18 protein-coding genes are annotated in these 21,986 nt (G+C 59.0%); 13 read left to right on the top strand and 5 right to left on the bottom strand.

The annotated features are described in order from the left end of the window. The first annotated feature begins 111 nt into the window (after nucleotides 1–111). From FFV09_RS09935 to FFV09_RS09925, 3 genes are all read left to right on the top strand, one after another. A complete protein-coding gene (locus tag FFV09_RS09935) occupies nucleotides 112–1,887 on the top strand; it encodes a sensor histidine kinase (RefSeq protein WP_141447688.1) in 1,776 nt (591 codons plus the stop codon). Continuing rightward, on the top strand, nucleotides 1,884–3,029 hold the full coding sequence (locus FFV09_RS09930) for a response regulator (protein WP_141447687.1): 1,146 nt from the start codon (nucleotides 1,884–1,886) through the stop codon (nucleotides 3,027–3,029). The genes FFV09_RS09935 and FFV09_RS09930 overlap by 4 nt, the downstream gene beginning before the upstream one ends. A gap of 287 nt (nucleotides 3,030–3,316) precedes the next feature. Beyond that, entirely contained in the window at nucleotides 3,317–6,994 is a 3,678-nt protein-coding gene (locus tag FFV09_RS09925; RefSeq protein WP_246098556.1) for an S-layer homology domain-containing protein, read from the top strand. Between the two features lie 412 nt (nucleotides 6,995–7,406). Here FFV09_RS09925 and FFV09_RS09920 read toward each other — a convergent pair whose 3' ends face one another. Further along, nucleotides 7,407–8,249 carry a TrmB family transcriptional regulator gene (locus FFV09_RS09920; protein ID WP_141447685.1) on the bottom strand — a complete coding sequence of 281 codons (843 nt, stop codon included), beginning with the start codon at nucleotides 8,247–8,249 and terminating at the stop codon, nucleotides 7,407–7,409. Between the two features lie 278 nt (nucleotides 8,250–8,527). Between FFV09_RS09920 and FFV09_RS24475 the strand changes: the two genes are divergently transcribed. The 3 genes from FFV09_RS24475 to FFV09_RS09910 all read left to right on the top strand — a co-directional run bounded on the left by FFV09_RS24475 (nucleotide 8,528) and on the right by FFV09_RS09910 (nucleotide 10,237). Then, entirely contained in the window at nucleotides 8,528–8,959 is a 432-nt protein-coding gene (locus tag FFV09_RS24475) for a DMT family transporter (RefSeq protein ID WP_342782099.1), read from the top strand. After that, entirely contained in the window at nucleotides 8,872–9,396 is a 525-nt protein-coding gene (locus tag FFV09_RS24470; RefSeq protein WP_342782098.1) for a DMT family transporter, read from the top strand. The genes FFV09_RS24475 and FFV09_RS24470 overlap by 88 nt, the downstream gene beginning before the upstream one ends. 85 nt (nucleotides 9,397–9,481) lie before the next feature. Beyond that, a complete protein-coding gene (locus FFV09_RS09910) occupies nucleotides 9,482–10,237 on the top strand; it encodes a class I SAM-dependent methyltransferase (RefSeq protein WP_141447684.1) in 756 nt (251 codons plus the stop codon). A gap of 84 nt (nucleotides 10,238–10,321) precedes the next feature. Here FFV09_RS09910 and FFV09_RS09905 read toward each other — a convergent pair whose 3' ends face one another. Next, nucleotides 10,322–11,209, bottom strand: a complete 888-nt coding sequence (locus FFV09_RS09905) for a phosphatidate cytidylyltransferase (protein WP_425472314.1) — start codon at nucleotides 11,207–11,209, stop codon at nucleotides 10,322–10,324. Nucleotides 11,210–11,437: 228 nt separating this feature from the next. Here FFV09_RS09905 and FFV09_RS09900 point away from each other — a divergent pair, with 228 nt between their 5' ends. Further along, complete coding sequence (locus FFV09_RS09900; protein WP_141447682.1) at nucleotides 11,438–12,019, top strand: hypothetical protein; 582 nt, start codon at nucleotides 11,438–11,440, stop codon at nucleotides 12,017–12,019. A 41-nt stretch (nucleotides 12,020–12,060) separates the two neighbouring features. Beyond that, the gene (locus FFV09_RS24125; protein WP_246098519.1) at nucleotides 12,061–12,639 is read left to right on the top strand and encodes an SEC-C metal-binding domain-containing protein; all 579 of its coding nucleotides are present in this window, start codon (nucleotides 12,061–12,063) and stop codon (nucleotides 12,637–12,639) included. A gap of 1,745 nt (nucleotides 12,640–14,384) precedes the next feature. On the opposite strand, the gene FFV09_RS09890 is transcribed toward FFV09_RS24125, so the two are convergent. After that, complete coding sequence (locus tag FFV09_RS09890) at nucleotides 14,385–15,995, bottom strand: sensor histidine kinase (RefSeq protein WP_246098518.1); 1,611 nt, start codon at nucleotides 15,993–15,995, stop codon at nucleotides 14,385–14,387. Continuing rightward, complete coding sequence (locus FFV09_RS09880; protein WP_141447681.1) at nucleotides 15,995–16,675, bottom strand: response regulator transcription factor; 681 nt, start codon at nucleotides 16,673–16,675, stop codon at nucleotides 15,995–15,997. The genes FFV09_RS09890 and FFV09_RS09880 overlap by 1 nt, the downstream gene beginning before the upstream one ends. A gap of 259 nt (nucleotides 16,676–16,934) precedes the next feature. Between FFV09_RS09880 and FFV09_RS09875 the strand changes: the two genes are divergently transcribed. The 5 genes from FFV09_RS09875 to paiA all read left to right on the top strand — a co-directional run bounded on the left by FFV09_RS09875 (nucleotide 16,935) and on the right by paiA (nucleotide 21,283). Next, nucleotides 16,935–17,759, top strand: coding sequence for a hypothetical protein (locus FFV09_RS09875; protein ID WP_141447680.1), 825 nt, complete (start codon nucleotides 16,935–16,937; stop codon nucleotides 17,757–17,759). Between the two features lie 466 nt (nucleotides 17,760–18,225). Continuing rightward, the gene (locus FFV09_RS09870) at nucleotides 18,226–19,053 is read left to right on the top strand and encodes a polyphosphate polymerase domain-containing protein (RefSeq protein ID WP_141447679.1); all 828 of its coding nucleotides are present in this window, start codon (nucleotides 18,226–18,228) and stop codon (nucleotides 19,051–19,053) included. After that, the gene (locus FFV09_RS09865) at nucleotides 19,046–19,735 is read left to right on the top strand and encodes a DUF4956 domain-containing protein (protein WP_141447678.1); all 690 of its coding nucleotides are present in this window, start codon (nucleotides 19,046–19,048) and stop codon (nucleotides 19,733–19,735) included. The genes FFV09_RS09870 and FFV09_RS09865 overlap by 8 nt, the downstream gene beginning before the upstream one ends. 516 nt (nucleotides 19,736–20,251) lie before the next feature. Further along, nucleotides 20,252–20,704 (top strand): MarR family winged helix-turn-helix transcriptional regulator, encoded by a 453-nt coding sequence (locus FFV09_RS09860; protein WP_141447677.1) that lies wholly within the window; start codon nucleotides 20,252–20,254, stop codon nucleotides 20,702–20,704. 42 nt (nucleotides 20,705–20,746) lie between these two features. Continuing rightward, entirely contained in the window at nucleotides 20,747–21,283 is a 537-nt protein-coding gene (paiA, locus tag FFV09_RS09855) for a spermidine/spermine N(1)-acetyltransferase (protein WP_141447676.1), read from the top strand. Between the two features lie 242 nt (nucleotides 21,284–21,525). Here paiA and FFV09_RS09850 read toward each other — a convergent pair whose 3' ends face one another. Further along, a complete protein-coding gene (locus FFV09_RS09850; RefSeq protein WP_141447675.1) occupies nucleotides 21,526–21,855 on the bottom strand; it encodes an ArsR/SmtB family transcription factor in 330 nt (109 codons plus the stop codon). Nucleotides 21,856–21,986 lie beyond the last annotated feature (131 nt).

The following is a 21,986-nucleotide window of genomic DNA, read 5'->3' as shown; positions in this document are numbered from 1 at the left end:
TATCAGCGATTGCGTTCGGGGCGGAAAATATCGTGTGATTTCGCCGGGCGTGCCGTATGATAGAAGCCACGACGAATTTCAAATTCAAATTGGGTCCGGGAGCTGCGCGCCATGAAATACGAAATGCTTTTGTTTGCCCTGCTGATCGCGGCAACCGGCTGTTCGCTGGCGATGGTCGCTTTGTCCTGGCGGCGCAGGGAGTTCCCGATCGCCGTCAGTTACGGACTCAGCATGCTGGCCAGCTCTTTCTATACATTCGGCTACGCATTCGAGCTGCTGGCCGACCGTCTGGACGATATTCGGTTCTGGCTGCGGGTCGAGTACGTCGGCATCGCGTTCGGCACTGCGCTGTGGATCATGATGGTCATGCAGTATACGGGCTCCGTCGGCCGGCTGCGCGCCCGCATCGTGCTGCCGCTGCTGCTCGTGCCTCTGCTCACGTTCGTCGCCCACTACACGAATCCGTGGACCGGCTGGTTCTATTCGTCCGTATCGCTGGTCCACGTAGACGGCCTGGCGCTGATCGCCACGGAAAAAGGACCGCTGTACAAGCTGCATATCGCGTACAATTACGCGCTGATCGTCGCCGGGATGCTGCTGCTCGTGCAGATGCTGCTGCGGGCGAAGCCCGGTACCCGCAAACCGATCGTGTTCATGATCTTCGGTTCGCTTATCGCCTATATCCCTTCGTTCGTGTACGTGGTCGGCTTTTTGCCGCTGTCGATCGATCTTTCCCCGTTCGGGCTGGTCGTCGCCGGGATCTTCTACCTGTGGGGCATCTACCAGTTCAACCTGCTCCGGCTCGCGCCGCTCGCGCTGCGCCGGGTGTTCGCGTCGATGCCGGATGCCGTGCTGCTGTTCGGGCCCGACGACCGGCTGATCGGCTTCAACCCGTCCGCGCGGCAGATGCTGCCCGGGCTCGGGGGACACCAGATCGGGCTGTCCCCGGAAGAGGTACTGGCCGCGATGCCGGCCTTGTCCGGCATCGTCCGGACGGGAGCGGCCGATTTCCGGCAGCGGGCCGCGGACGGCGGCGACGGGCATTACGACGTCCGCTTCTCGACGCTTCGCGACCGGCTTCAGCGGCCGGCCGGCAGCATGGTGCTGCTGACGGATATCGGCGAAGCAGTGCGCGCCGAACGTAGAATCCTCGACGATTCCGCGAAGCTGGAACAGCTCAACACGTTCAAGGACAAAATGTTCCAGGTCGTGGCGCACGACCTGCGCGATCCGCTGGCGGTGCTGGTCAACCTCGCCGAACTGCTGGAAGAAGAAAGCGAGGACCGCGGGAGCCGGAGCGAGGTCGCGGACGAGATCGGGCGGCAGATCCGCGGAACGTTCGCGCTGATCGAAGGGCTGCTGGACTGGCTGCGCAGCCAGGGCGGCGGCATGGCTTTCCACCCGATGCAGCGGGATCTGCCGCGCACGGTGGAGCGGCATTTCGACCGGCTGCGGCATCGCGGCGAGAGCAAGCGCCTGACGCTGCGTTCTTCGGTCCGCGCCGGAACGCTCGTGTACGCGGACAAGGAGATGCTGGACCTGGTCCTGCGCAACCTGCTGTCCAACGCGATCAAGTTCACGGAAGAAGGCGGCACGATCGAAGTCGGCGCGCGCCTCGAAGCGGACCGCTGCGTCGTGTACGTCCGCGATACGGGCTCGGGCATGCCGCCGGAACGGGCCGCCGCCCTGCTGCGCGAGACGTATCCGGTATCGGAGACAGGCACCGCGGGCGAACGCGGCATCGGGCTGGGACTGTCGCTGTGCCGCTCTTTCCTGCGGTTGAACGGCGGCGACATCTGGTTCGACAGCCAGCTTGATCTCGGCAGTACGTTTTACTTCTCGCTGCCCGTATCGCCCGCGGAAGACCAGGAAGGGGGAGAGCCATGAAAGTCATTTTGATCGACGACGAACCCGCCATGCACCTCGTTTTGACCCGCATGCTGTCGAAGCTGGGCGGCTTTGAAGTAGCGGGCGCTTTTTCCGATACCGCTTCGGCCCATGCCTACCTGCAAACGCAGGACGCGGACCTGATCCTGCTGGACATCAGCATGCCGCGGGAGAGCGGGCTGGAATTCGCCGCGCGCCTGCGCGCCGAAGGCCGGCAGATCCGGCTCGTGTTTCTCACCTCGCACAAGGAATACGCGCTGGACGCGTTCGACGTGTATGCGTTCGATTACCTGATCAAGCCCGTCGTGCGCGAGAAGCTGCACCGGACGCTGCTGCGCGCCGCTTCGGAACGAACTTTCGCCGAACCGCCGAGCCCCGCCGAGCCCCCGCCGCCGGGTGCGGACGGCTTGACGGTGCGCGTGTTCGGCGGCATCGAGCTGTTCGGGCCGGGCGACGTGCGCGCCAAATGGAAATCCCGCAAAAGCGCCGAGCTGTTCGCGTACCTGCTGCTGCGCCGCGGCCGGCATTGTTCCCGCGAGCGGCTCGTCGAAGACCTGTTCGGCAGCATGCCGCAAAAAAACGCCGAAACGTACCTCAACACGACCGCTTACCAGCTGCGCAAACTGCTCGAAGGTTTCGGACGCAAAGACATGCTCACTTCCGACAATCTGCACTACGCGCTGGAACCGGGAGCCTCGGACTCGGTCGACCTGCTGGAGTTCGAGGCCGGCTGCCGGGAAGCGCTTGCGCCTGCGGCCGCTTTCGACCTGCCGCGGGCGGCGGCCCTTGAAGAACTGTACGCCGGGCCGCTGTTCGGCGAGCGCGATTTCGTCTGGGCGTCCGGGGAAGCGGAACGTCTGGACCGGATGTATCTCGCGCTCGGCCGCCGGCTGGGCGAAGAACTGCTGGATCGGGGAGAAGCTTCGGCGGCCGCCGACCTGGCGGTCAAGCTGATCGGGCGCAGCGATCTGGACGAAGCGCCCAGACTGCTGCTGCTGGAAGCTTCGGCGATGCAGCATGACCGGGCGGGACTCGTGCGGCAGTACGAAGACTACGCCCGGGCGCTGCGCCGCGAACTGGGCGTCGATCCGTCGCCGCCGCTGGCTGCCCGGTACCGCAAACTGCTAGGCGGCCTGACCTGACTCCTGACGCCTGAAAGTCTCTAAAGTCTCTAAAGTATGAAAGCCCACAAACGCTCGGAACTCCTGTCGTCGGCCCAAGCCGCCGGATAGGACGTCCGAAGCGTTTTTTTTGTCGAAAAAATAAACAAAAAAGCGATTTTTGTCATGGAACAAGCCTTTTGTCGCGGATTTATAGGTCGAAAGGGGAGGTATTTTGTCATTGGTTTGTCATTGAGGCCGTTTATACTTGCTTGGTATTCAATAACAGGCAGCGAATTCATAACTGAGGGGGAATGGTTTTGGTTAAAATGAGGGGTGGAAAATGGACGGCGTCCGCGATGGCGGCGTTGGTGCTGTTTTCGTCGTACGGAACGGCTTTTGGCGCGGAGGCGCCGGCCGCCGGACAGGCTAAATCGGATATTAAGGGACATTGGGCGGAGAGCCAAATCGCGGATTGGATGAGCCGGGGACTCGTGACCGGATACACGGACGGCAGCTTCAAGCCGAACGGACAAATTACGCGCGCGGAGTTTTTCGCCTTGATCAACCGTTCGTTCGGGTTTACCGAAAAAGAAAACGTAAAATTCGGCGACCTGCCCGCGGGCAGTTGGGCTTACGACGAAGTGTCCAAAGCGGTCAAAGCCGGCTACGTATCCGGTTACGGCAACGGCAGCGTCGGCGCGGCCGATCCGATCAGCCGGCAGGAAGCGGCGGTTATCGTGGCCCGCCTGCTCGACCTGAAGGGCGACGCGGCCGGCGCGGACTTCTCCGATGCCGACAAGTTCGCGAGCTGGGCCGACCAGGCGATCCGGGCCGTATCGGCTTCGGACATCATGCGCGGTTCGAGCGGCCGCTTCAGTCCCGGACTGCTGATCACCCGCGGCGAAGCGGTCGTGACGCTGGACCGCGCGGGCCTTGCCTATGCGGCTTCGCAGGCGAACCGCAAGTATGACGCGGCCGGCACGTACGGCCCGGCTTCGGGCAAAGAGACGGTGGCGGGCAGCGTATCGGTGAACGTGCCGGGCGTGACGCTGAAGAACATGGTCATCGAAGGCGACCTGATCCTCGGCGAAGGCATCGGCTCCGGCGACGCATTCCTCGACGGCATCGAAGTCAAAGGCCGCGTGCTCGTTCACGGCGGCGGCGAGAACAGTATCCACTTCAACGATTCGGTGCTGGTCGACGTCATTATCGACAAAGCCTCCGGCTTCGGAACGGTCCGTATCGTGTCCGAAGGCACGACCACGGTCGCGATGGTGATCGTGAATTCCCCGGCCTTTATTCAGGAAGCGGGTTCCACGGCGGCGGGCTTCGGCAACGTCAATGTCAACGCTTCGCTCCCGGCCGGCTCCAAAGTCACGCTGCAGGGCTCGTTCGAGACGCTGAACGTCAGCGCCAAGCAGATTCAGGTCGACCTGCCGGAAGGCACGGTCAAGAACCTGAACGCGGCTGCGACCGCGTCGGACCTGTCGCTGAACCTGAACGCGGGTACGACGGTCAACTCGCTCGTGCTGAACGCGATCGTCAAAGTGCTCGGCCGCGGCACGATCGTCGCCGCCGTCATGAACACGGGCGGATCGACGTTCCAGACGCCGCCGCAGACTTCCAGTGGTTCGGGCGCTTCGACTCCGGCCGTTCCCGCTCCGGTTACGCCGAACCCGGCCCCGTCTGTGCCTTCCAATCCGGCTCCGACCAATCCGAACAACCCGACGAATCCGACGACGCCAAGCGTCCCGGCTGTCGATACGGGCGCGCTGAGCGCCGCAATCGCGGCAGGCGGCGAACTGCTGCAGGCCCATCCGTCCGGCGAGATGAACGGCAGCGTGGCGGTCGAAGCTTACGACGCCTACAAGAACGCCATTCAGGCGGCTCACGGGGTGCTGGGCAATACCGCATCGACGCAAGCCCAAATCAACGCGGCCGTTGAAGCGTTGTCCTCGGCCACGAACGTGTTCCGCGCTTCCTTCATCGTCGTCGATACGAGCGCGCTGAGCGCCGCGATTGCGGAAGCCGGCATGCTGCTCGATGCCCATCCGATCGGCGAAGCGAACGGCAACGTCAGCCAAGACACGCATGACGCTCTCGCTTCGGCGATCAAAGCGGCCGATTCCGTTCTGCTGGACGCTTCCAAGCTGACCCAGGGCCGGGTACAAGCGGCGCTGGACGAGCTGTCCAAAGCGGTCGCGGTCTTCCAGGGAGAAGGCTCGATCATCGTCGTCGATACGAAGGCGCTGAACGAAGCGGTAACGTCCGCCCGCCAGCTGCTGGCCGAGCATCCGGTCGGCGAAGCGAACGGCAACGTGACCGACGAGGTCTATGCCGACTTCGAATCGGCCGTGCAGCTTGCGGCCGTCGTGCTCGGCAGCCCGGCCTCGACGCAGCCGAACGTCTATGAAGCGCTGGACCGTCTGGCGGTCGCCCAATCGGCGTTCCAGGGCCAATACGTGATCGTGAACCTGGAAGAACTGAAGCAGCGCTTCAACGCTTCGGCGAAGCTGCTCGGCCAGCATGCAGTCGGCGAAGCGAACGGCGAAGTTCCGGCTTCCGCCGCTGAAGCAATGCGCGCGGTGCTGGAGCAGGCCAACCGGGCCTTGACCTCGCCGGCTTCGACGCAGGCCCAGGTCGATGCGTTTGTCGCCGCGCTGGCCAAAGCCGATCAGGACTTCAAGGCCTCGATCATCGTAAAAGTGAATATTCAGGCGGACAGTTCGCGCTCTTCGGGCCTTCCGATGATCCGCGTAACCGAACTGCCGGCAGGCGCGAACCGTATTCTCGTCTACGACGGTCAGAAGCAGATCGGTTCCGCGAACTCGAACGGCCCTACCGCTTCCGTCAGCGTGGATTATCTGACGCCGGGCATGCATACGCTGACCGTTCAGGTCACGAACGGCAGTATGCCGTCCGCGATCGCTTCGAACGTCCTGAATTACGAAGCGCTGCCGGCCGCTATCCGGCCGGCTTCCCAGTTCAGCGCAGGTTCGATGCACGGAGTTACCCTGTCGGTAACCGGGTCGGTCTACACGTGGGGCTATAACAATGCCGGACAGATCGGCGACGGCACGAAGACGATCCATCCGGCGATCTACGACGTACCGGGTCTGCCGACAGGCATCATTGCGGTGCAGGCCGGCTTCGACCATACGATGATTCTGACGCAGGACGGCAAAGTATGGAAATGGGGCCGCGGAGCAGGCATGCTTCCGGCGCAGGTCTCGGGGCTCGACCATATCGTCGCGATCGGCTCCGAAGGCGGAACGCTTGAAGTCGCACTGAAAAGCGACGGCACCGTCTTGTACATGGAATCTTACGGAACGCGCAAAAATATGGAACTGACCGACGTTAAAGCGATCGTTGGCACGTACGCTTCCGCCTATGCACTGAAAACGGACGGAACGGTATGGGCATGGGGCGGTTATAACGAAAATGGGCAGCTCGGCAATGACACGACGACAGGCAGCCAGGTCCCCGTGCGCGTACTCGGCCTGCCGGCCAACGTGGCGGAGATTCGCGGAGGCAACCAGCACGGCGTCGCGCTGACGGAAGACGGCGACGTGTATGCCTGGGGCTTTAACCAGATGGGCCAAATCGGCAACGGCACGCTGACGAACAGTCTGCACGCGATCAAGGTCGAGGGTCTGCCCAAGATTACGCTGATCGGTACCGGCAACTACAGCACGTTCGCCAAAGGCGTGGACGGCAAAGTGTACGCTTGGGGCGCCGGCTACAACGGCCAGTTGGGACTCGGGCACACGAATCACGCCAATCCCGTGCCGCAAGCGATCAACTATAACCTGTCGAAGGTTGTAGCGATCAGCGGCGGAGGCAGCAACACGACGTTCGCCCTGATGGCCGACGGACGCGTCATGTCGTGGGGCTCCGGCAGCTACGGCATGCTCGGCGACGGCGCGCAAAGCGGCGGTTACCGCCTGACGCCGGGAACTTCCATCCCGAACATAAATTTGTTCGGCAACGTGATCGAGGATTAATCGATCCTGAATGAATGGATCACGGTTTGACCCGGCGCCGCGCAGCCGCTTTCGGCGTTCCCCGGGAACGCCCGAACGGGCGCGGCGCCGGTCCCCCGCTTCGCCGCTTCGCGCGAACCGATTCGCTTCAATCGCTCCTTCCGCACGCCAAAGGCCCGTCATCTTCCAGGATGACGGGCCTTTTTGCTGCGTTCGGAAGCGGCGGCTGTCCGCCGGCCGCGGGCGACGGATGGTGTCCTCGGCTGGCGGACGGCGAACGTCCGCATTAGGCGGACATGCTCTTACGGCAGGTCCCCATGACGAGTCCCCCCACGACGGGTCCCTACGGCAGTTCCCTACGACGGGTCCTCTACGACGGGGCCCCTACGGCCAGACGCCGGCGGGCCTGCGTCCGGCCGCGGACAAGTCCCCGCTAGCCGCCCAAGCCGAGCCGGGCCGCCATGCTGTAGCCGGTCGGCCCGGCGTTGTAGCGCCGGCGCAGCTCGATCAGGTTCGGCCCGAACGTCGCTTCGAGCGTCTCGCGATGCGCCTGCATCAGCTCGTAGATGTACAGGTCGTGCACGATCACTTCCGTGATCGGCATGACCAGTCCCGGATGCAGCGTCCACGCCGCGCGGCTGTCCGCGCCCAGCGATACGATGCCCGCGACGACTTCGCGGTCGTCGGCGCTGACGACGATCCAGCGGCCGCCGTATTCGCGCGTGATCTCGTCGCTCGAATCGTGCGGATACACCTGCGCGAAGTCGAAATCCAGCTCGCCGTAGACGACGAGCAGCACGTCCAGCCCGCGCTGCGCGGCGGCGCGCAGCCGCGGTTCCAGCAGCCGCGCTTCCTCGGGCCAGATCTCCAGCAGCACGCGGGTCTCGGCCCGCTCGATCGTGTCGGCCGCCCGCGCAAGAATGGCGTCCGTCCCCGTAATGTTCCAGATGTTCTCGCGGTTGGACGAGACGAACGCATAATGGTCCAGCGCCGTCTCCGCCGCTTCGAACGACGATTCGGCGCGCTTTTTTTTCAACCGGACCAGTTCCTGCGGCGGCAGCGGCGTATAGAGCGAAGGTTCTTCGTGGCTGATCAGCACTTCCCCGCGTTCGACGAGGCCGTTCAGCACTTCGTAAATTTTGGAGCGCGGAACGCCCGAACCGAGCGACACGGCATAGCCCGACAGCGGCGATTTATCCAGCAGCGCAAGGTAGGCCTTGGCTTCGTATTCGGTAAAATTCAGATCCTGTAGCAGTTTGATAATCTCGGGTTTCATGCGTGAGCCTCCCAGCGATAGATCTTGCGTCTTCCCCTTCTTCCTCGAAGGTAGCTGACCCCATTATCCCACATCCCGCTTGACACCGTATAGCGCCGATGATATATCTGTATACTAGTGACTACTAGAGTAGCGACTACGTAAACAGACATCGATCGGTCCAATCTTGGAGGTGCAGAATGGGAATTATCGTTAGAAAACGGCCGGCGTCAGCAATCGGCGCAGCGAATACAAGCGCCGAACCGACGGAACATCTTCGGCGCGGGCGCACGCTTTACTTGATCGCCGCGTTAATCGCGATCGTGTTCTGGAGCACTTCTTTTGTGGGCACGAAGATCGCCTACGCTTCGTTCCCTCCGCTGACGCTCGGCGCCGCAAGGTTCGCGATCGCGTCGCTTATTTTGGGCGGCATCGTGCTGCTGCGCCGCGAGTTCGTGCGCCCTGCTCCCCGCGACCTCGGCTTGATGGCGCTGAGCGGGCTGCTCGGGACGACGGTCTATTTTGCGCTGGAAAATATCGGGGTGCAGCTGACGACGGCGTCGAGCGCCGCGCTGATCGTCGCTTCGTATCCGGCCGTGACGGCGCTGCTGGAATTGTTTTTTACCGGACGAGAATCTCGTGGATGCGGGGGCTCGGCATCGCGCTTGCGATCTTCGGCGTATACCGGATTTCGGGCGGCGGCGCGGAGCAGGGAGGCCCGCACGAGCTGACCGGCAACCTGCTGCTGATCGCGGCCGGCTTCGTGTTCGCGCTCTACAATTTTGCTACGCGACAGGTCGTCGGCTGCTACTCGATGGTGACGGTGTCGTTCTACCAGACGGTCGCGGGCACGATCGCTTTTGTCCCGCTTGCGCTGATCGAGGCGCCGCAGTGGCGCGTGCCGACGACGGAATCGCTGTGGATACTGCTGTATCTGGGCGTCTTCTGCTCGGTCGCGGCGTTCATGCTGTACAATTTCGGCCTGCGGGGACTGACGGCCGGCACCGCGATGGCGCTGATGAACCTCGTCCCGATCATTGGCGTGGCGCTGTCGATCGGCCTGCTCGGCGAGAGCCTGCGCCCGGGCGACTGGATCGGCGGCCTGATCGTCATCCTGGGCGTCGCCTTGAGCGTGCGGGAGCGTCCCCGGCCGCGCGGCGAGGGTTGAAGAGGCTGCTCTGCGGCAGCCGTATGGCTCTGATTACGAAACCCGGTTTCATTGGGTAAAATAGAAGAAAGGAGCGTGATGGAGCATGGACAGCAAACAGCGTTTTTCCGAACGGGTAGAAGCCTATATCAAATACCGCCCCGATTATCCGCAGGCGGCGCTCGATTATTTGTACGGCGAGGTAAGGTTGGATCAAGCGGACGAGATTGCGGACGTCGGAGCGGGCACGGGCATCTTCTCCAAGCTTCTGCTGGAGCGGGGCAGCCGCGTTGCGGCGGTGGAACCGAACGCGGACATGCGGGCAGCGGCGACCCAAGAACTCGGCGGACACCCCGGCTTCCGGGCGATCGAAGGTTCGGCCGAGCAGACCGGACTGCCGGAGAACGCCGCGGGAGCGATCGTCTGCGCGCAGGCGTTCCACTGGTTCGACCGGGCCGCGGCGCGGGCGGAGTTCAAGCGGATTCTGAAGCCCGGCGGCCCCGTCGCGCTGATCTGGAACAACCGCCTGACGCACGGTTCCCCGTTTCTCGAAGGGTACGAAGATCTGCTGCAGACGTACGGCACCGATTACGCCGAGGTGAACCACAGCCGGATTTCGCCGGACGAGCTGCAGCGCTTTTTCGGGGACAATCCGATGACGCTCTCCAGGTTCGGCAACCGCCAGGTGTTCGATTTCGAAGGGCTGAGCGGCCGGTTGAATTCTTCGTCGTACGCGCCCGCGCCGGGACATCCCCGGTACGAACCGATGATGGAGGAGCTGCGCCGTCTGTTCGATCGGACGGAGCAAGACGGCCAGGTCTTTTTCGAGTACGAGACGGAGATTTACTGGGGTACGCTGTAGGCAGATCGGCAGATAGACAGATGAAAAAAACCGCTGACCGATCGGGGTCGGCGGTTTTTTGGCGCTCGCTTGTCCGGCACTCTTTTACATAAAATCGAAGAAATACCGGACGACGTGGAAAAATACCGGCGCCGTGTACGTCAGGCTGTCGATCTGGCTGAGGTAGCTTTTCTTGAGCGTGGACGCTTTGTCTTCGTCGCCGACGAGCAGGTCGCGCTTGAGCACGGAGACGGTCAGGCTGCCGAAGAAGCCCGCGAGCGCCAGCAGCACGCCGAACCACGCGGCCGCGCCGGGACCGAACGGGGTCAGGTAGGGAGCGAGCGCAAGCGAAGCGCCCGTCGTCGCAAGCAGCGCGCAGACAAACCCTTCCCACGTCAGGTTCGGATTGGCGGTCGGCACCACTTTTCTTTTGCCGAAGTAGAGCGACACCACGGTGTGGATCACGTCGTTCAGTTGGGTGAGCACGACGAGGAACAGCACGAGCCCGCCTCCGAATTCCGGCGTCGCGAACTGGAAATACGCCAGATGGCTGAGACCGAACACCATGAGCATAAGGCCCCATTGGGTCGAGCTGACGCTGCGCAGGAAGCCGAACGTGCCTTTGCCCATCAGGCGCGGAATCGGCAGCACGAGGAACACATACAGCGGAATAAACACGATGAACATCCCGTACCAGCCGGTATAGATCCAGTAGAACTGCACCGGAATGGCGAGATACGCCCAGAGGAACAGCCGCCGGTCCGCTTTGCGCGTGCCGCGGATCATGGAGAAGTATTCTTTGAGCGCGAAAAAGCACAGGATCATAAGCGAGACGAGCGACACGGCGGGCGTGAACAGCGTAGCAAGGCAGAAAATGAAGAACATGCCCCACCAGGTCTTGATCCGGATGCCGATAGACGCATAGTCTTTGTCGCGGTGCCGACGGCTGACGAACGCGTACACGAGATTGGCCGCGATCAGCACGGCGAGCACGAGCAGAAGCACGATATAGGAACTGAACAAATCATCACCAACTTAGGGTTAAAGTAGCAGTCGAGTCCGCTTGACTATGCTATCATAAAGGAATCATTGAAAAAGGCGCAAGGCGAAAATCGGCCCGGTCCGCGCTCCTCGGCGAACGCCGAATCGAAGCGGGGCGGCCTGCTTACGCAGGGACGCGATTTTGCGCGCTTGGCGCCGCGCCGGAAGGGGGACTCTGCGATGACGGATCAACGGTCCGTGTACATTTTGCTGACGAATACGGGGACGATTTTTACGAAAATGATTCGGACGTACACGCGGGCGCCGTACAATCATGCCTCGATCGCGTTCAACCGCGAACTGACGGAGCTGTACAGCTTCGGCCGCAAAAACCCGTACAACCCGATCGACGGCGGCTTTGTCCGCGAAGACATCCGCACGGGCACGTTCAGCCGCTACCCGAACACGACCTGCGTCATCTACGAACTGCAGGTCAGTCCGCGCGAGGTGGAGAAGATGCGCCGGGTGCTGAACGTGTTTATCCGCAGCCGGGAAAAATATCTCTACAACCTGCTCGGAATCGTCGGCGTGGCGTTCAAAGAGCCGGTGGAGTTCAGCAATTCGTATTTCTGCTCGCAGTTCGTGGCGGAAATTTTGCACCGGTCGGGTATCAAGATCTGGAACAAACTGCCCGCGCTCGTGACGCCGGACGATTTTCGCCAGAATCCGCGTCTGGAACTGGTGTACGAAGGGCGGCTGAACGAATATAAGCACGCGGCTTCGCCGGACGAACCGGCGGTCGAAGGCGCGGAGCCGAAATAGAACGGAAGACAGGCATTCACGCGAAAAAGGAGAGGTCGATTGTGAAAATCGGAAGAAACGACCCGTGCTACTGCGGTTCGGGCAAAAAGTACAAAAAATGCTGCCTCGGCAAAGAAGTCGCGTTCACGGACTCGGCGAAGTTCGCGGAGCTGCAAAAAGCCGACCCGGCGTTCGCGCCGCGCCGCTACTACGTAGGCCGGATCACCGGGCTTGACGCCCGTTTGCAAGGAGAGACGCGCACGGAGGAGCTGGAGACCGAGCTGATGACGCTTGCCGGCGACCTGCTGGACGACCTGGACAGCGGACGCCTGCACGCGTTCACCCGTTACGGCGAAGGCTTCCGCCCGTCGGAGCGCCGCCTGCTGCAGGAACTGGCGAACCGGATCTGGGGCGGCCTCGTGCTTGGCGGCTTCCAGGAGCAGGACGTGCTGCGCGCCCTGACGGCTTTTGCCGCGGCAGCGCTGACCGCCGGATTCGACGAGACGCCGCCGACGGCGGGCGCTCGGCTGTTCGCGGATGCGTACGGCAAGCTGCTGCGCTGGGAGCTGACGCCGGGCGAAGACGGAGCAGAGCCGGACGGATTCGAGCTGGACGTGCGGACGGAGACGGCCGAGGCTTGAGGGGAAGCGGCCGGTGAAGGCGCTGATGGGGCTGAAGGCGGATCAAGCCTGAGTCCGAGCCCAGGCCCAAGCCCAAGCTGCGTTTGAGGCGGACGGGTTCGGGCTTGACGCGCGGACGGAGACGGCCGAGGCTTGAGGGGCAGCGGCCGGTGGAGGCGCTGAAGGCGGATCAAGCCTGAGCCCAAGCCCAAGCCCCAAGCCCAAGCCCAAGCCCGAGCTGCGTTTGAGGCGGACGCGTGCGGGCTGACGTTCGAGACTGAAGCTGGGCAGCCGGCACAGGTATCTGGCCGCTGGAACTGTTTACCAAGACCTTTTCAAATTTTCTATTCAACACTCTAATCTAAAAATGCCGCAGACCTTCATCCGTTCCGGCCGACTCGCGTAATTATGGCGAAGTCCGGCTCGAAAAGATGGGAGTTTGCGGCATTTTGATGTCTGGGGAGCCGGAGAAGGTGGATATAAGGGGGAACGGGGAGGTGGGACGCTTTTTCGGCAGCGCGTGCGGAACTCCGGCGGCAGCTGCGGAATTTTCGCGGCGGGCGGCGAATTAACGGCGAGAATGCATTTAATTTGCCGGGGTTTGGATGAAAAGCGGGAATAGCTGCGAGAATACAGCTATTTGGCTCTTTAGCCGGTGGTTTCGGCGGAAAAGGTGGAAATAAGTGTTGTCAGGCAGTTATTTGAGCGAAGGCGGCGCGGATGGGGGGAATAAGTGTATTTTCGCAGTTATTTGGGCGAACGCGAGGCGGATGAGGCGAAAAAACCTGTCCTCGCGGTTAATTCGGGCGAAGGCGCCAGGCGGCAAGCGGCAGGAGGTACGCCGCTTTTGCGGCGGCGCGTGCGGAACTTCGGCGGTAGCTGCGGAATTTTCGCGACGTGCGGCGAATTAACGGCGAGAATACATTTAATTTGCCGGAGTTTGGGTGAAAAGCGGAAATAGCTGCGAGAATACAGCTATTTCGCCCTTTAGCCAGTGGTTTGGGCGAAAAGGCTGGGAATAAGTGCTCTCTCGCAGTTATTTGAGCGAAGGCGGCGCGGATGGGGGGAATAAGTGTATTTTCGCAGTTATTTGGGCGAGAGCGGGGCGGATGAGGCGAAAAAACCTGTCCTCGCGGTTAGTCGCGCGTAGGCAGGACGGATAGAGAGGCGGTGCCGATCCGATAGGGCGAATAAGCCTTCTCGCATGGGTATTCGCGGGCCGGATGGGACGAATAAGCTTATTCTCGCGGTTATTCGGGCGAAAGTGGCAGGCAGTACGCCGCTTTCTCGGCAGCGCGTGCGGAACTCTGGCGGCAGCTGCGGAATTTTCGCGGCGGGCGGCGAATTAACGGCGAGAATACATTTAATTTGCCGGGGTTTGGATGAAAAGCGGGAATAGCTGCGAGAATACAGCTATTTCACCATCAAGCTGGCGGTTTGGGCGAAAAGGCTGGGAATAAGTGCTCTCTCGCAGTTATTTGAGCGAAGGCGGCGCGGATGGGGGGAATAAGTGTATTTTCGCAGTTATTTGGGCGAGAGCGGCGAAGGCAGAGCCAATAAGGGTTCGGACGCAGCCATTTAGGCGGACTGCATCCGAAGAAAGTCCCTGACTGCATCTATCGCAGTTAGGGACTCGGCTTGGCGCAGCGAAATGATGAGCGCAGCACGCAGGAGAGCGGCTACAAGCGAAGCGCCGACGGGCCGATGTGCGGGAGAAGCGAACCGGCTGGTTCGCCAGAGCCCGCTAATGGCTCGGCGAAGCCGCCTCAAGCCGGCAGCTCCACGGTAAACGTCGTCTGCTCGCCGGGCGTGCTGGCGGCGGAGATCCGGCCTTTGTGCTGATCGACGATCGATTTGGCGATCGCGAGACCCAGGCCGTGCCCGCCCTGGGAACGGGTGCGGGACTGGTCGGTGCGGTAGAAGCGGTCGAATACCCGCGGCAGCTGTTCGGCGGGAATGCCCGCGCCGGTGTTGCGGATCGCGAGCGCGATCTCGCCCTGGCCGCGCTTGAGCGAGAGCGTCACGCAGCCGCGCGGATCGGCGTATTTGATCGCGTTGTCGAGCAGGATCATCGTCACCTGCACGATCTGCTCGCGGCTGCCGACGATCGCAAGGTCGGGCTCGATATCGTAATCGAGCGACAGATCCTTTTCGAAAATGACAGCTTCCATTGTCAGCATGACGTTCTCGACCGCGTCGCTCAGGTCGAAGCGCGACTGGACCATGCCGGTCCGCGAGTCGTCCATCTCGGTCAAATAGAGCAGGTCGCCGGTCAGCTTTGCCATGCGCTCGGTCTCCGACTTGATGTACAGCAGCCATTTCTCCTGGCTGCGGATGCTCTCGTCGCGGTTCGCGAGCAGCACGTCGGCGTTTGTGTTGATGACCGCAAGCGGCGTCTTGAGCTCGTGCGAAGCATCGCCGATAAACTGCTTCTGCTTCTCGAACGCTTCGCGCACCGGTGCAATCGAGCGGTTCGCGAAGAAGCGGCTGAAGAAGAACAGCACGACGAGCATGACGAGGCCGACGGCCGAAAAGGTGTAGATCAGCGTCTTCAGAATTTCCTGGCGCGCCGTCGTGTCGATAAAGACGTACATCGTGCCGTCTGCGGATTGAATCCGGCCGAACGTCCAGCGGCTGTCGTCCAGCACGAAGCTGCCCCGTTCGCGATCGGCCGCGGCAGCTTCCGCAAGCGCCGCGGCATAAAATTCGTCGGTCATGCTGAAACGGGACTCCATCTCCGTCAGCGTTCCCGCCGAATCGGTACGCAGCATGAACGACACGGAACGCTGCGGCGGCGTACCGTTCGCGCCGAAGCCGCCGTCCTCGGGCGGCCCGCCCATCCCGCCTTCAAAAGCCCCGCTGCCTGCACCCGCGTTCGCACCCTCACTTGCGCCCACATTCGCGCCTGGACTATCGCCCGCACCTGGATTCATGCCTGCACCCGCGTTCGCACTCTCACTTGCGCTCGCATTCGCGCCTGCACTATCGCCCGCGCCCGGATTCATGCCCTCACCCGCGTTCGCACCCTCACCCGCGTTCGCACCCTCACTTGCGCCCGCGTCCGCACCCGCACCAGCGCCCGCATTTGCGCCGGCGTTCGCCCCCTCGCCCATACCCGCGCCTCCGCCATTCCCCCCGCCGCCTTCCCGAGGGCTGCCGCCGTTCAAGCCGTCGCGGTACATATTGATCGTGCGCGCAAGATCCATGTTGATCTCGCCCTGCACCTGCCGGTAGGTGATGGTGTAGATGGTCGCAAACGCCGCCAGCATCAGGAGGACGATCGTGACCAGATTGACGATGAGGAAGCGGTCACGCAGTTTTTTGAACAGCGGATTCGACAGGTCGTGCCGGCCGTTCGAGCGGATGCTTTTTCCCATTAGCCCTTACCCTCCTCCAGCACGTAGCCTACGCCCCGGATCGTCGAGATGCGCGTGTCCGAGCCGAGGAAATTCAATTTTTTGCGCAAAAAAGAAATATACACTTCCACGTTATTATGCTCCGCTTCCGAATCGAACCCCCACAGCTTCTCGATGATTTGCTCTTTGGACGTTACCGCCTGCTTGCGCAAAATCAGCAGCTCCAGCAGCTCGCTTTCCTTCGGATTGAGCTTGATCTCTTTGCCGCGCACGGTCAGCTTCGGATTGGTCGCGTTCAGTTCCAGATCCCCGTATTTCAACGCGTCTTCAGGCATGACCTCGCCTTTGCGCCGCATGGCTGCCCGGATGCGCGCCAGCAGCTCGTCCGAGGAAAAAGGCTTCGCCACGTAGTCGTCCGCCCCGTGATCCAGCCCCGCGATTTTTTCGGGAATCTCGCCTTTGGCCGTCAGCAGGATGACCGGCACGGCCATGTTCTGGCTGCGCACCGTTTGGAGAATACTAATCCCGTCCATGCCCGGCAGCATAATATCGAGCAGCAGCAGATCGTAAATGCCGCTGAGCGCGTAATCCAGGCCGTCTTCGCCGTCATGCACGACATCGACCGAATAATTGTTTTTTTTCAAAATTTGGGACAAGGCTTCCGCCAGGTGCACTTCGTCTTCCACGATCAGGATTCTCATCTGTATTCACCCTCTGTTTGAGTTTGGTTGAATGCGTTCGCCGCTTGGCGCTGAATTTCTTTCATTATATCGGGAAAGGCTTTAGTGAACCTTAAGCAGCTGCCTACAGAATGAACAGCTATTTCTTTCAAATGAATGATATAAATAAAATAATATCGAAATATCTTTATAAAGGATAAAAATGGTATTGATTTATATCTAATAAATGCTATCTTATTCATATAGAAAAACAAAAAATTGATGAAAAGGAGTTTTTAAATTGAGCTTATCAAAAAAAATGATATCGTCAGTTTTAGCTTTTTCCATCATTTCTATTTCTTCAACTAATATGTTTACACAGAGTAGTTTTGCACAAGAAGCACAACCCCAAATCGCTCAATATCATCTTGAAAATAATGTAGTCGATGAGAATTTTGTCGTAGTAGGTATTAAATATACCGACACCACCGTTGAGGTTAAGGAAACAAAGCAAGGAAAAGAAACTAATCTAGTTGAGAAAGAGACCTACATATTCAAAGAGAACAAAGAGAAATATGCTGAAATGTTTCCTGATCACACTACAACAACTGAAATTTTGATTACGAATGAAAATGAATATTTTATCAATGATAAAAAACTCTCGGAAGAAGAGCTTAACACGCCATACTCTAGTGACGTAACAAATGACCTTTCCATGAAAGGAACAGCAATGGGCGTTATGACATTAGGCCTAGAAAGTGGAGGTAAGCAGGGGTTAACCTATTATACAAATAGAGGGTTAAAACCATACGATGTCTATGATTTTCGTGCGTATCCTTCTGCTAACTTTTTTCTGGAAAAAGCAGAGGGTAGTGTCACGTTCGGTTCGGCATCAGCCTCTACGCATGGTTCAAGATTAAGCGATTTTAAAATGTACGCTAATGTTGTAGCAAGTTCTAAAGACGGTGTAGATCAAGGAATGGTACAGTTGGCTGCATCCGGAGTTGGATATTTTGCACATGTTATAATAGGAATGATCGGAACTTCAGTAGCGGCGTATCAAGTTTATAAGAATAGTAATGCCGGACTGGAAGCTATGAGAAATGCCTACAACGTAATAAAGTAACGAACACGGATATGGAAAAAGGAACAGAGAGTTTTACTATTAACTCTACTGTTCTTTTTTCTATTTTAGAGGAGGGTGACTATGCTGAAATTGATGCGGAAATTTTTGTTCTTCTTTTGTTTGCTGAGCGCGGGTTTGTCTTTTTTCTATATCGAATTTAATATTCTATTTACCTTTGTACTTTCGCTTTTGATGCTCGTATGCTTTTTGGAAGGAAAAGATCAGAAGACGAGGGAGAAGGATCCGTTAAACTCGATGAATTATTTAATAGGAGCTGTTATTGCATTTTTATTGACGATTGTTATTTTGTTAATGAGATATAATAATTCGTAAAGAACGGGTGCTCCAGTTCTTTTTTATTTTGCCTAAATTCGCCTAGATCGTTTAAGATTCGCTAAAGGTTATCGGCCTAAGATACGGATAGGGCAAGACGACGCCGACCCCACAGCGAAAGGAACGATGAATCATGGCAATCGAAGTCTTCAACCGATACGAGAGCAAATATGTGATGGATCACGCCGCTTACCTCAGGATTTACACGGCGCTGCTGGAATATATGGAAAAAGACGAATATAACAAAAACGAATTTTACTGCATCAGCAATCTGTACTTTGACACGCCGCACGACTCGCTGATCCGCCAAAGCCTCGCCAAGCCGAAATACAAGGAAAAGCTGCGTCTCCGCGCTTACGGCGTGCCGGGCGAAGACGCGAAAGTGTATCTGGAGATCAAGAAAAAAGTGTTCGGTCTGGTCAACAAACGCCGCACGGCGCTGAAGCTGAGCGAAGCCTACGACTTTGTGCGCACCGGCCGGCCGCCGGAACTTCAGCCTTACATGAATGCCCAGGTGGTCGACGAGATCGAATATTTCCTGCGCCTCTACGAACTGGAACCGAAAGTGTATCTGTCCTACGACCGCAAAGCGCTGTTCGACAAGACGAGCCGCGACCTGCGTATCACGTTCGATACGAATATCCGCTGCCGCCGGCACGACGTCCGGTTGGAACGCGGCGATTACGGCGAGCCGCTGATGGAACCCGGCCAATGGCTGATGGAAGTCAAAGCGGAGAAGACGGTACCGGCCTGGCTGTCCAAACTGCTGTCCGAGCACGGACTGTACCGGACGAGCTTTTCCAAATACGGCAACGAATACAAGAAGCTGCTCAAGAACCGAAAAGCCATGCCCGAACTGAATCCGAGTCCGAACCTGAACCCGAATACTCAAGTCGGCGCGATCCTCGATCTGCCCGACTTCGAACATGCCAACCAAAAGGAGACTGTGCTCTATGCTTGATTCCATTCTCAATAGCACCACGACAAGCACGACCGATCTGACTCTTACGACCACGCTGATGACGATCGCCCTCGCGGTGGTGCTGGGCCTGATCATCAGCTTGACGTATATGAAAACGAATAAAGCGACCTATACGCAGGGCTTTACGCTGACGCTGGTCATTCTCCCGATCGTCGTCGCCGTCATCATCTTGATGATCGGCAGCAACGTGGCCCGCGCGTTCAGCCTGGCCGGAGCGTTCTCGATCATCCGTTTCCGCAGCGCGGCGGGCGATCCGAAAGACATTACGTACGTCCTGTTCACGATGGCGTCGGGCCTGGCCTGCGGCGTCGGCTCTCTCGGCTACGCCGTATTGTTCACCCTGATCCTCTGCGTCGTCATGTTCGCGCTGAACGTCTTCAAATTCGGCGCCCGCAAATCGCAGCAGAAGACGCTCAAAGTGACGATTCCGGAAAATCTCGGCTACGAGGAAGCGTTCGAAGAAGTGTTCCGCAAATTCGGCGTGCAGCACGATCTCAAGAAGATCCGCACGACCGAACTCGGCAGCCTGTACGAACTCGTCTACTCCGTTACGCTGGACGCGAGCGTCAACCAGAAAGCCTTTCTCGATTCGATCCGTACCCGCAACGGCAATCTCGACCTGTCGCTGACGATGGCCCCTCCCATGACCGCCGATTATTAAGACCTGCCGCCCCGCCCTTCCCGCGCCCGCCCCCGTTCGATTCCTACAGCAGCGACGCAGGAGCATCCCTCCATTCAGCACCCTGGAAAAGACGTCCTTTCTCCCTCATACCGGGAAAAGGGACGTCTTTTTTCTCACGCACACTCAAGTTCTTCACGCTCTATCCCCTTGGATATTCTTTCTCTACAGCCCCAGCCGCCGTAGACTTCAAGCCCGATTCAATGTTGCAAATACAACAAAATACACTTATGATTTGACTACACCCAAGATTCCCTCCCACAGCCCTTTGCCTTTCCGCCCTTTATCTTTGCCTTTTATCTTTCCGCCTTTTGTCTTTGCCTTTTTGCCTTTTAAATATCCACACCCCCCTGGAGCGGGAGCTTTTCGAACCGGAGCGCCTTTGCCCTTTCCCCTCACCCCTAAATCTTTTACTCAATCAAAGGGGAAAGGACAACGAAGCGCAGGTCGAAACGCTCCCGCTCCCACCACCCGCCCAACAGGAAGGAGCCCCCACCCATGACAGAAATCCTGCGCGAGATCGGCATGATCGCCCGGGCGCTCGACTCGATCAGCAATATCGAATTCAAGGAGCAGCAGCTCACCAAAGGGCAATATCTCTACCTCGTGCGCATCTGCGAGAACCCCGGCATCATTCAGGAGAAGCTGGCGGAGATGATCAAAGTGGACCGGACGACGGCCGCCCGCGCGATCCAGAAGCTGGAGACGAACGGACTGGTCGAGAAAAGAGGCGACGCACATAACCGCAAGATCAAGAAGCTGTTTCCGACGCAGCAAGGGCTGGAAGTCGTCCCGGTGATCCGGCGCGAGAACGACCATTCCGACCGGGTGGCGCTGGCCGGATTGTCGCAGGAAGAAGCAGAGACGGTGCTGCACCTGCTGCGCAAAATCCGCGGCAACGTCGAAGTCGATTGGGAGTTTGTCAAAAAAGGCGGCAAACGGGACTACTGACGCCAAGGCGGCACAAGCCGAACAGAAGAAAGGATGAACGGAATGAACATCAAGCTTCGAACATGCGACGAGCGGGACCTGCAGGAACTGCGCGAGATCAGCATTGAGACGTTTAGCGACACGTTCGGCGAGCAGAACAAACCGGACAATATGCAGGCCTATCTGGAAAAAGCGTTTGACGAACAGCGGCTGCTGCGGGAATTGAAGACGGTGAATTCGACGTTCTTTTTCCTGGAGCTCGACGGGCAGTTGGCCGGCTTCCTGAAGATCAACACCGACGAAGCCCAATCGGAACCGATGGGAGCCGAGGCTTTGGAGATCGAACGTATTTATGTCCGGCGGACTTTTCAGCAAAAAGGACTGGGCCAGACCTTGATCGACAAAGCGTTCGAGCGGGCCGCCGCGCAAAGAAAACGCAGCGTCTGGCTCGGCGTGTGGGAGAAAAACGAAAAAGCCGCCGCTTTTTACGCCAAAAACGGCTTCGTGCGAACCGGTTCCCACACGTTCATGATGGGGGACGAAGAGCAGACCGACTGGATCATGACGAAAACGCTGGAGCCGCAGAAGGAGCCGCAATAAGTTATACACAGAGCCGATCCGCGCCCCAAAAGCCGGATCGGCTTCTTTTGGCCTGTGGATAACCGTTTTTTCACCCGAATTTTGTTTATCCACAGGTGGATAAGTTAAAATTCAACCGCTCCGCCTCCTTTTTCACCGCCTCGCAGCGTACCGCCAAACAAAAAACCGTCTGACGGATCTTGCATCCGTCAGACGGTAAGCCGATCTTTCGAACGCCGCCTATTTCGAAATCGCATCCGAAATTACACGGACATCGCGGCGTTCCCTTGTTCTTTTTCGTCAAGCAGCAGATCCACGAGTCCCGGGAAGCGCAGGTTCAATTCGTCCGCACGCAGGGAGTAGAAGTGTTCCTTGCCCTGAAAGCGCGGCCGGATCAATCCGGCTTCGCGCAGAATCTTGATATGATGCGACAGCGTGGATTTGGAAATATGGTCGACTTCGAAGCCCGAGCAGTTTTTCTCGCCCGAGCTGGCCAGGCACCGCACGATCTTCATGCGAACCGGATCGCCGAGCGCGGCGCATACGACGGTGAGGCTCAGGTCGGGAGCGGCCGGAATATTTGGAGTTTTCATGCTTGTAGGGTACCATATTCGCCGTTTTCGCACAAACTTCGATCAAATTCGAACTAAAGATTGCGCAGGATGGCGAAGAAGTGGTAGGATTCTCTATAGTTCGAAAAATATCGAAACGTTAAAGACGGCGG

The organism is Saccharibacillus brassicae, assembly GCF_006542275.1.
GTDB classification, from domain to species: domain Bacteria; phylum Bacillota; class Bacilli; order Paenibacillales; family Paenibacillaceae; genus Saccharibacillus; species Saccharibacillus brassicae.
The sequence above is the reverse complement of the archived record's forward strand: the minus strand, read 5'-3'. Positions and strand labels throughout refer to the sequence as shown.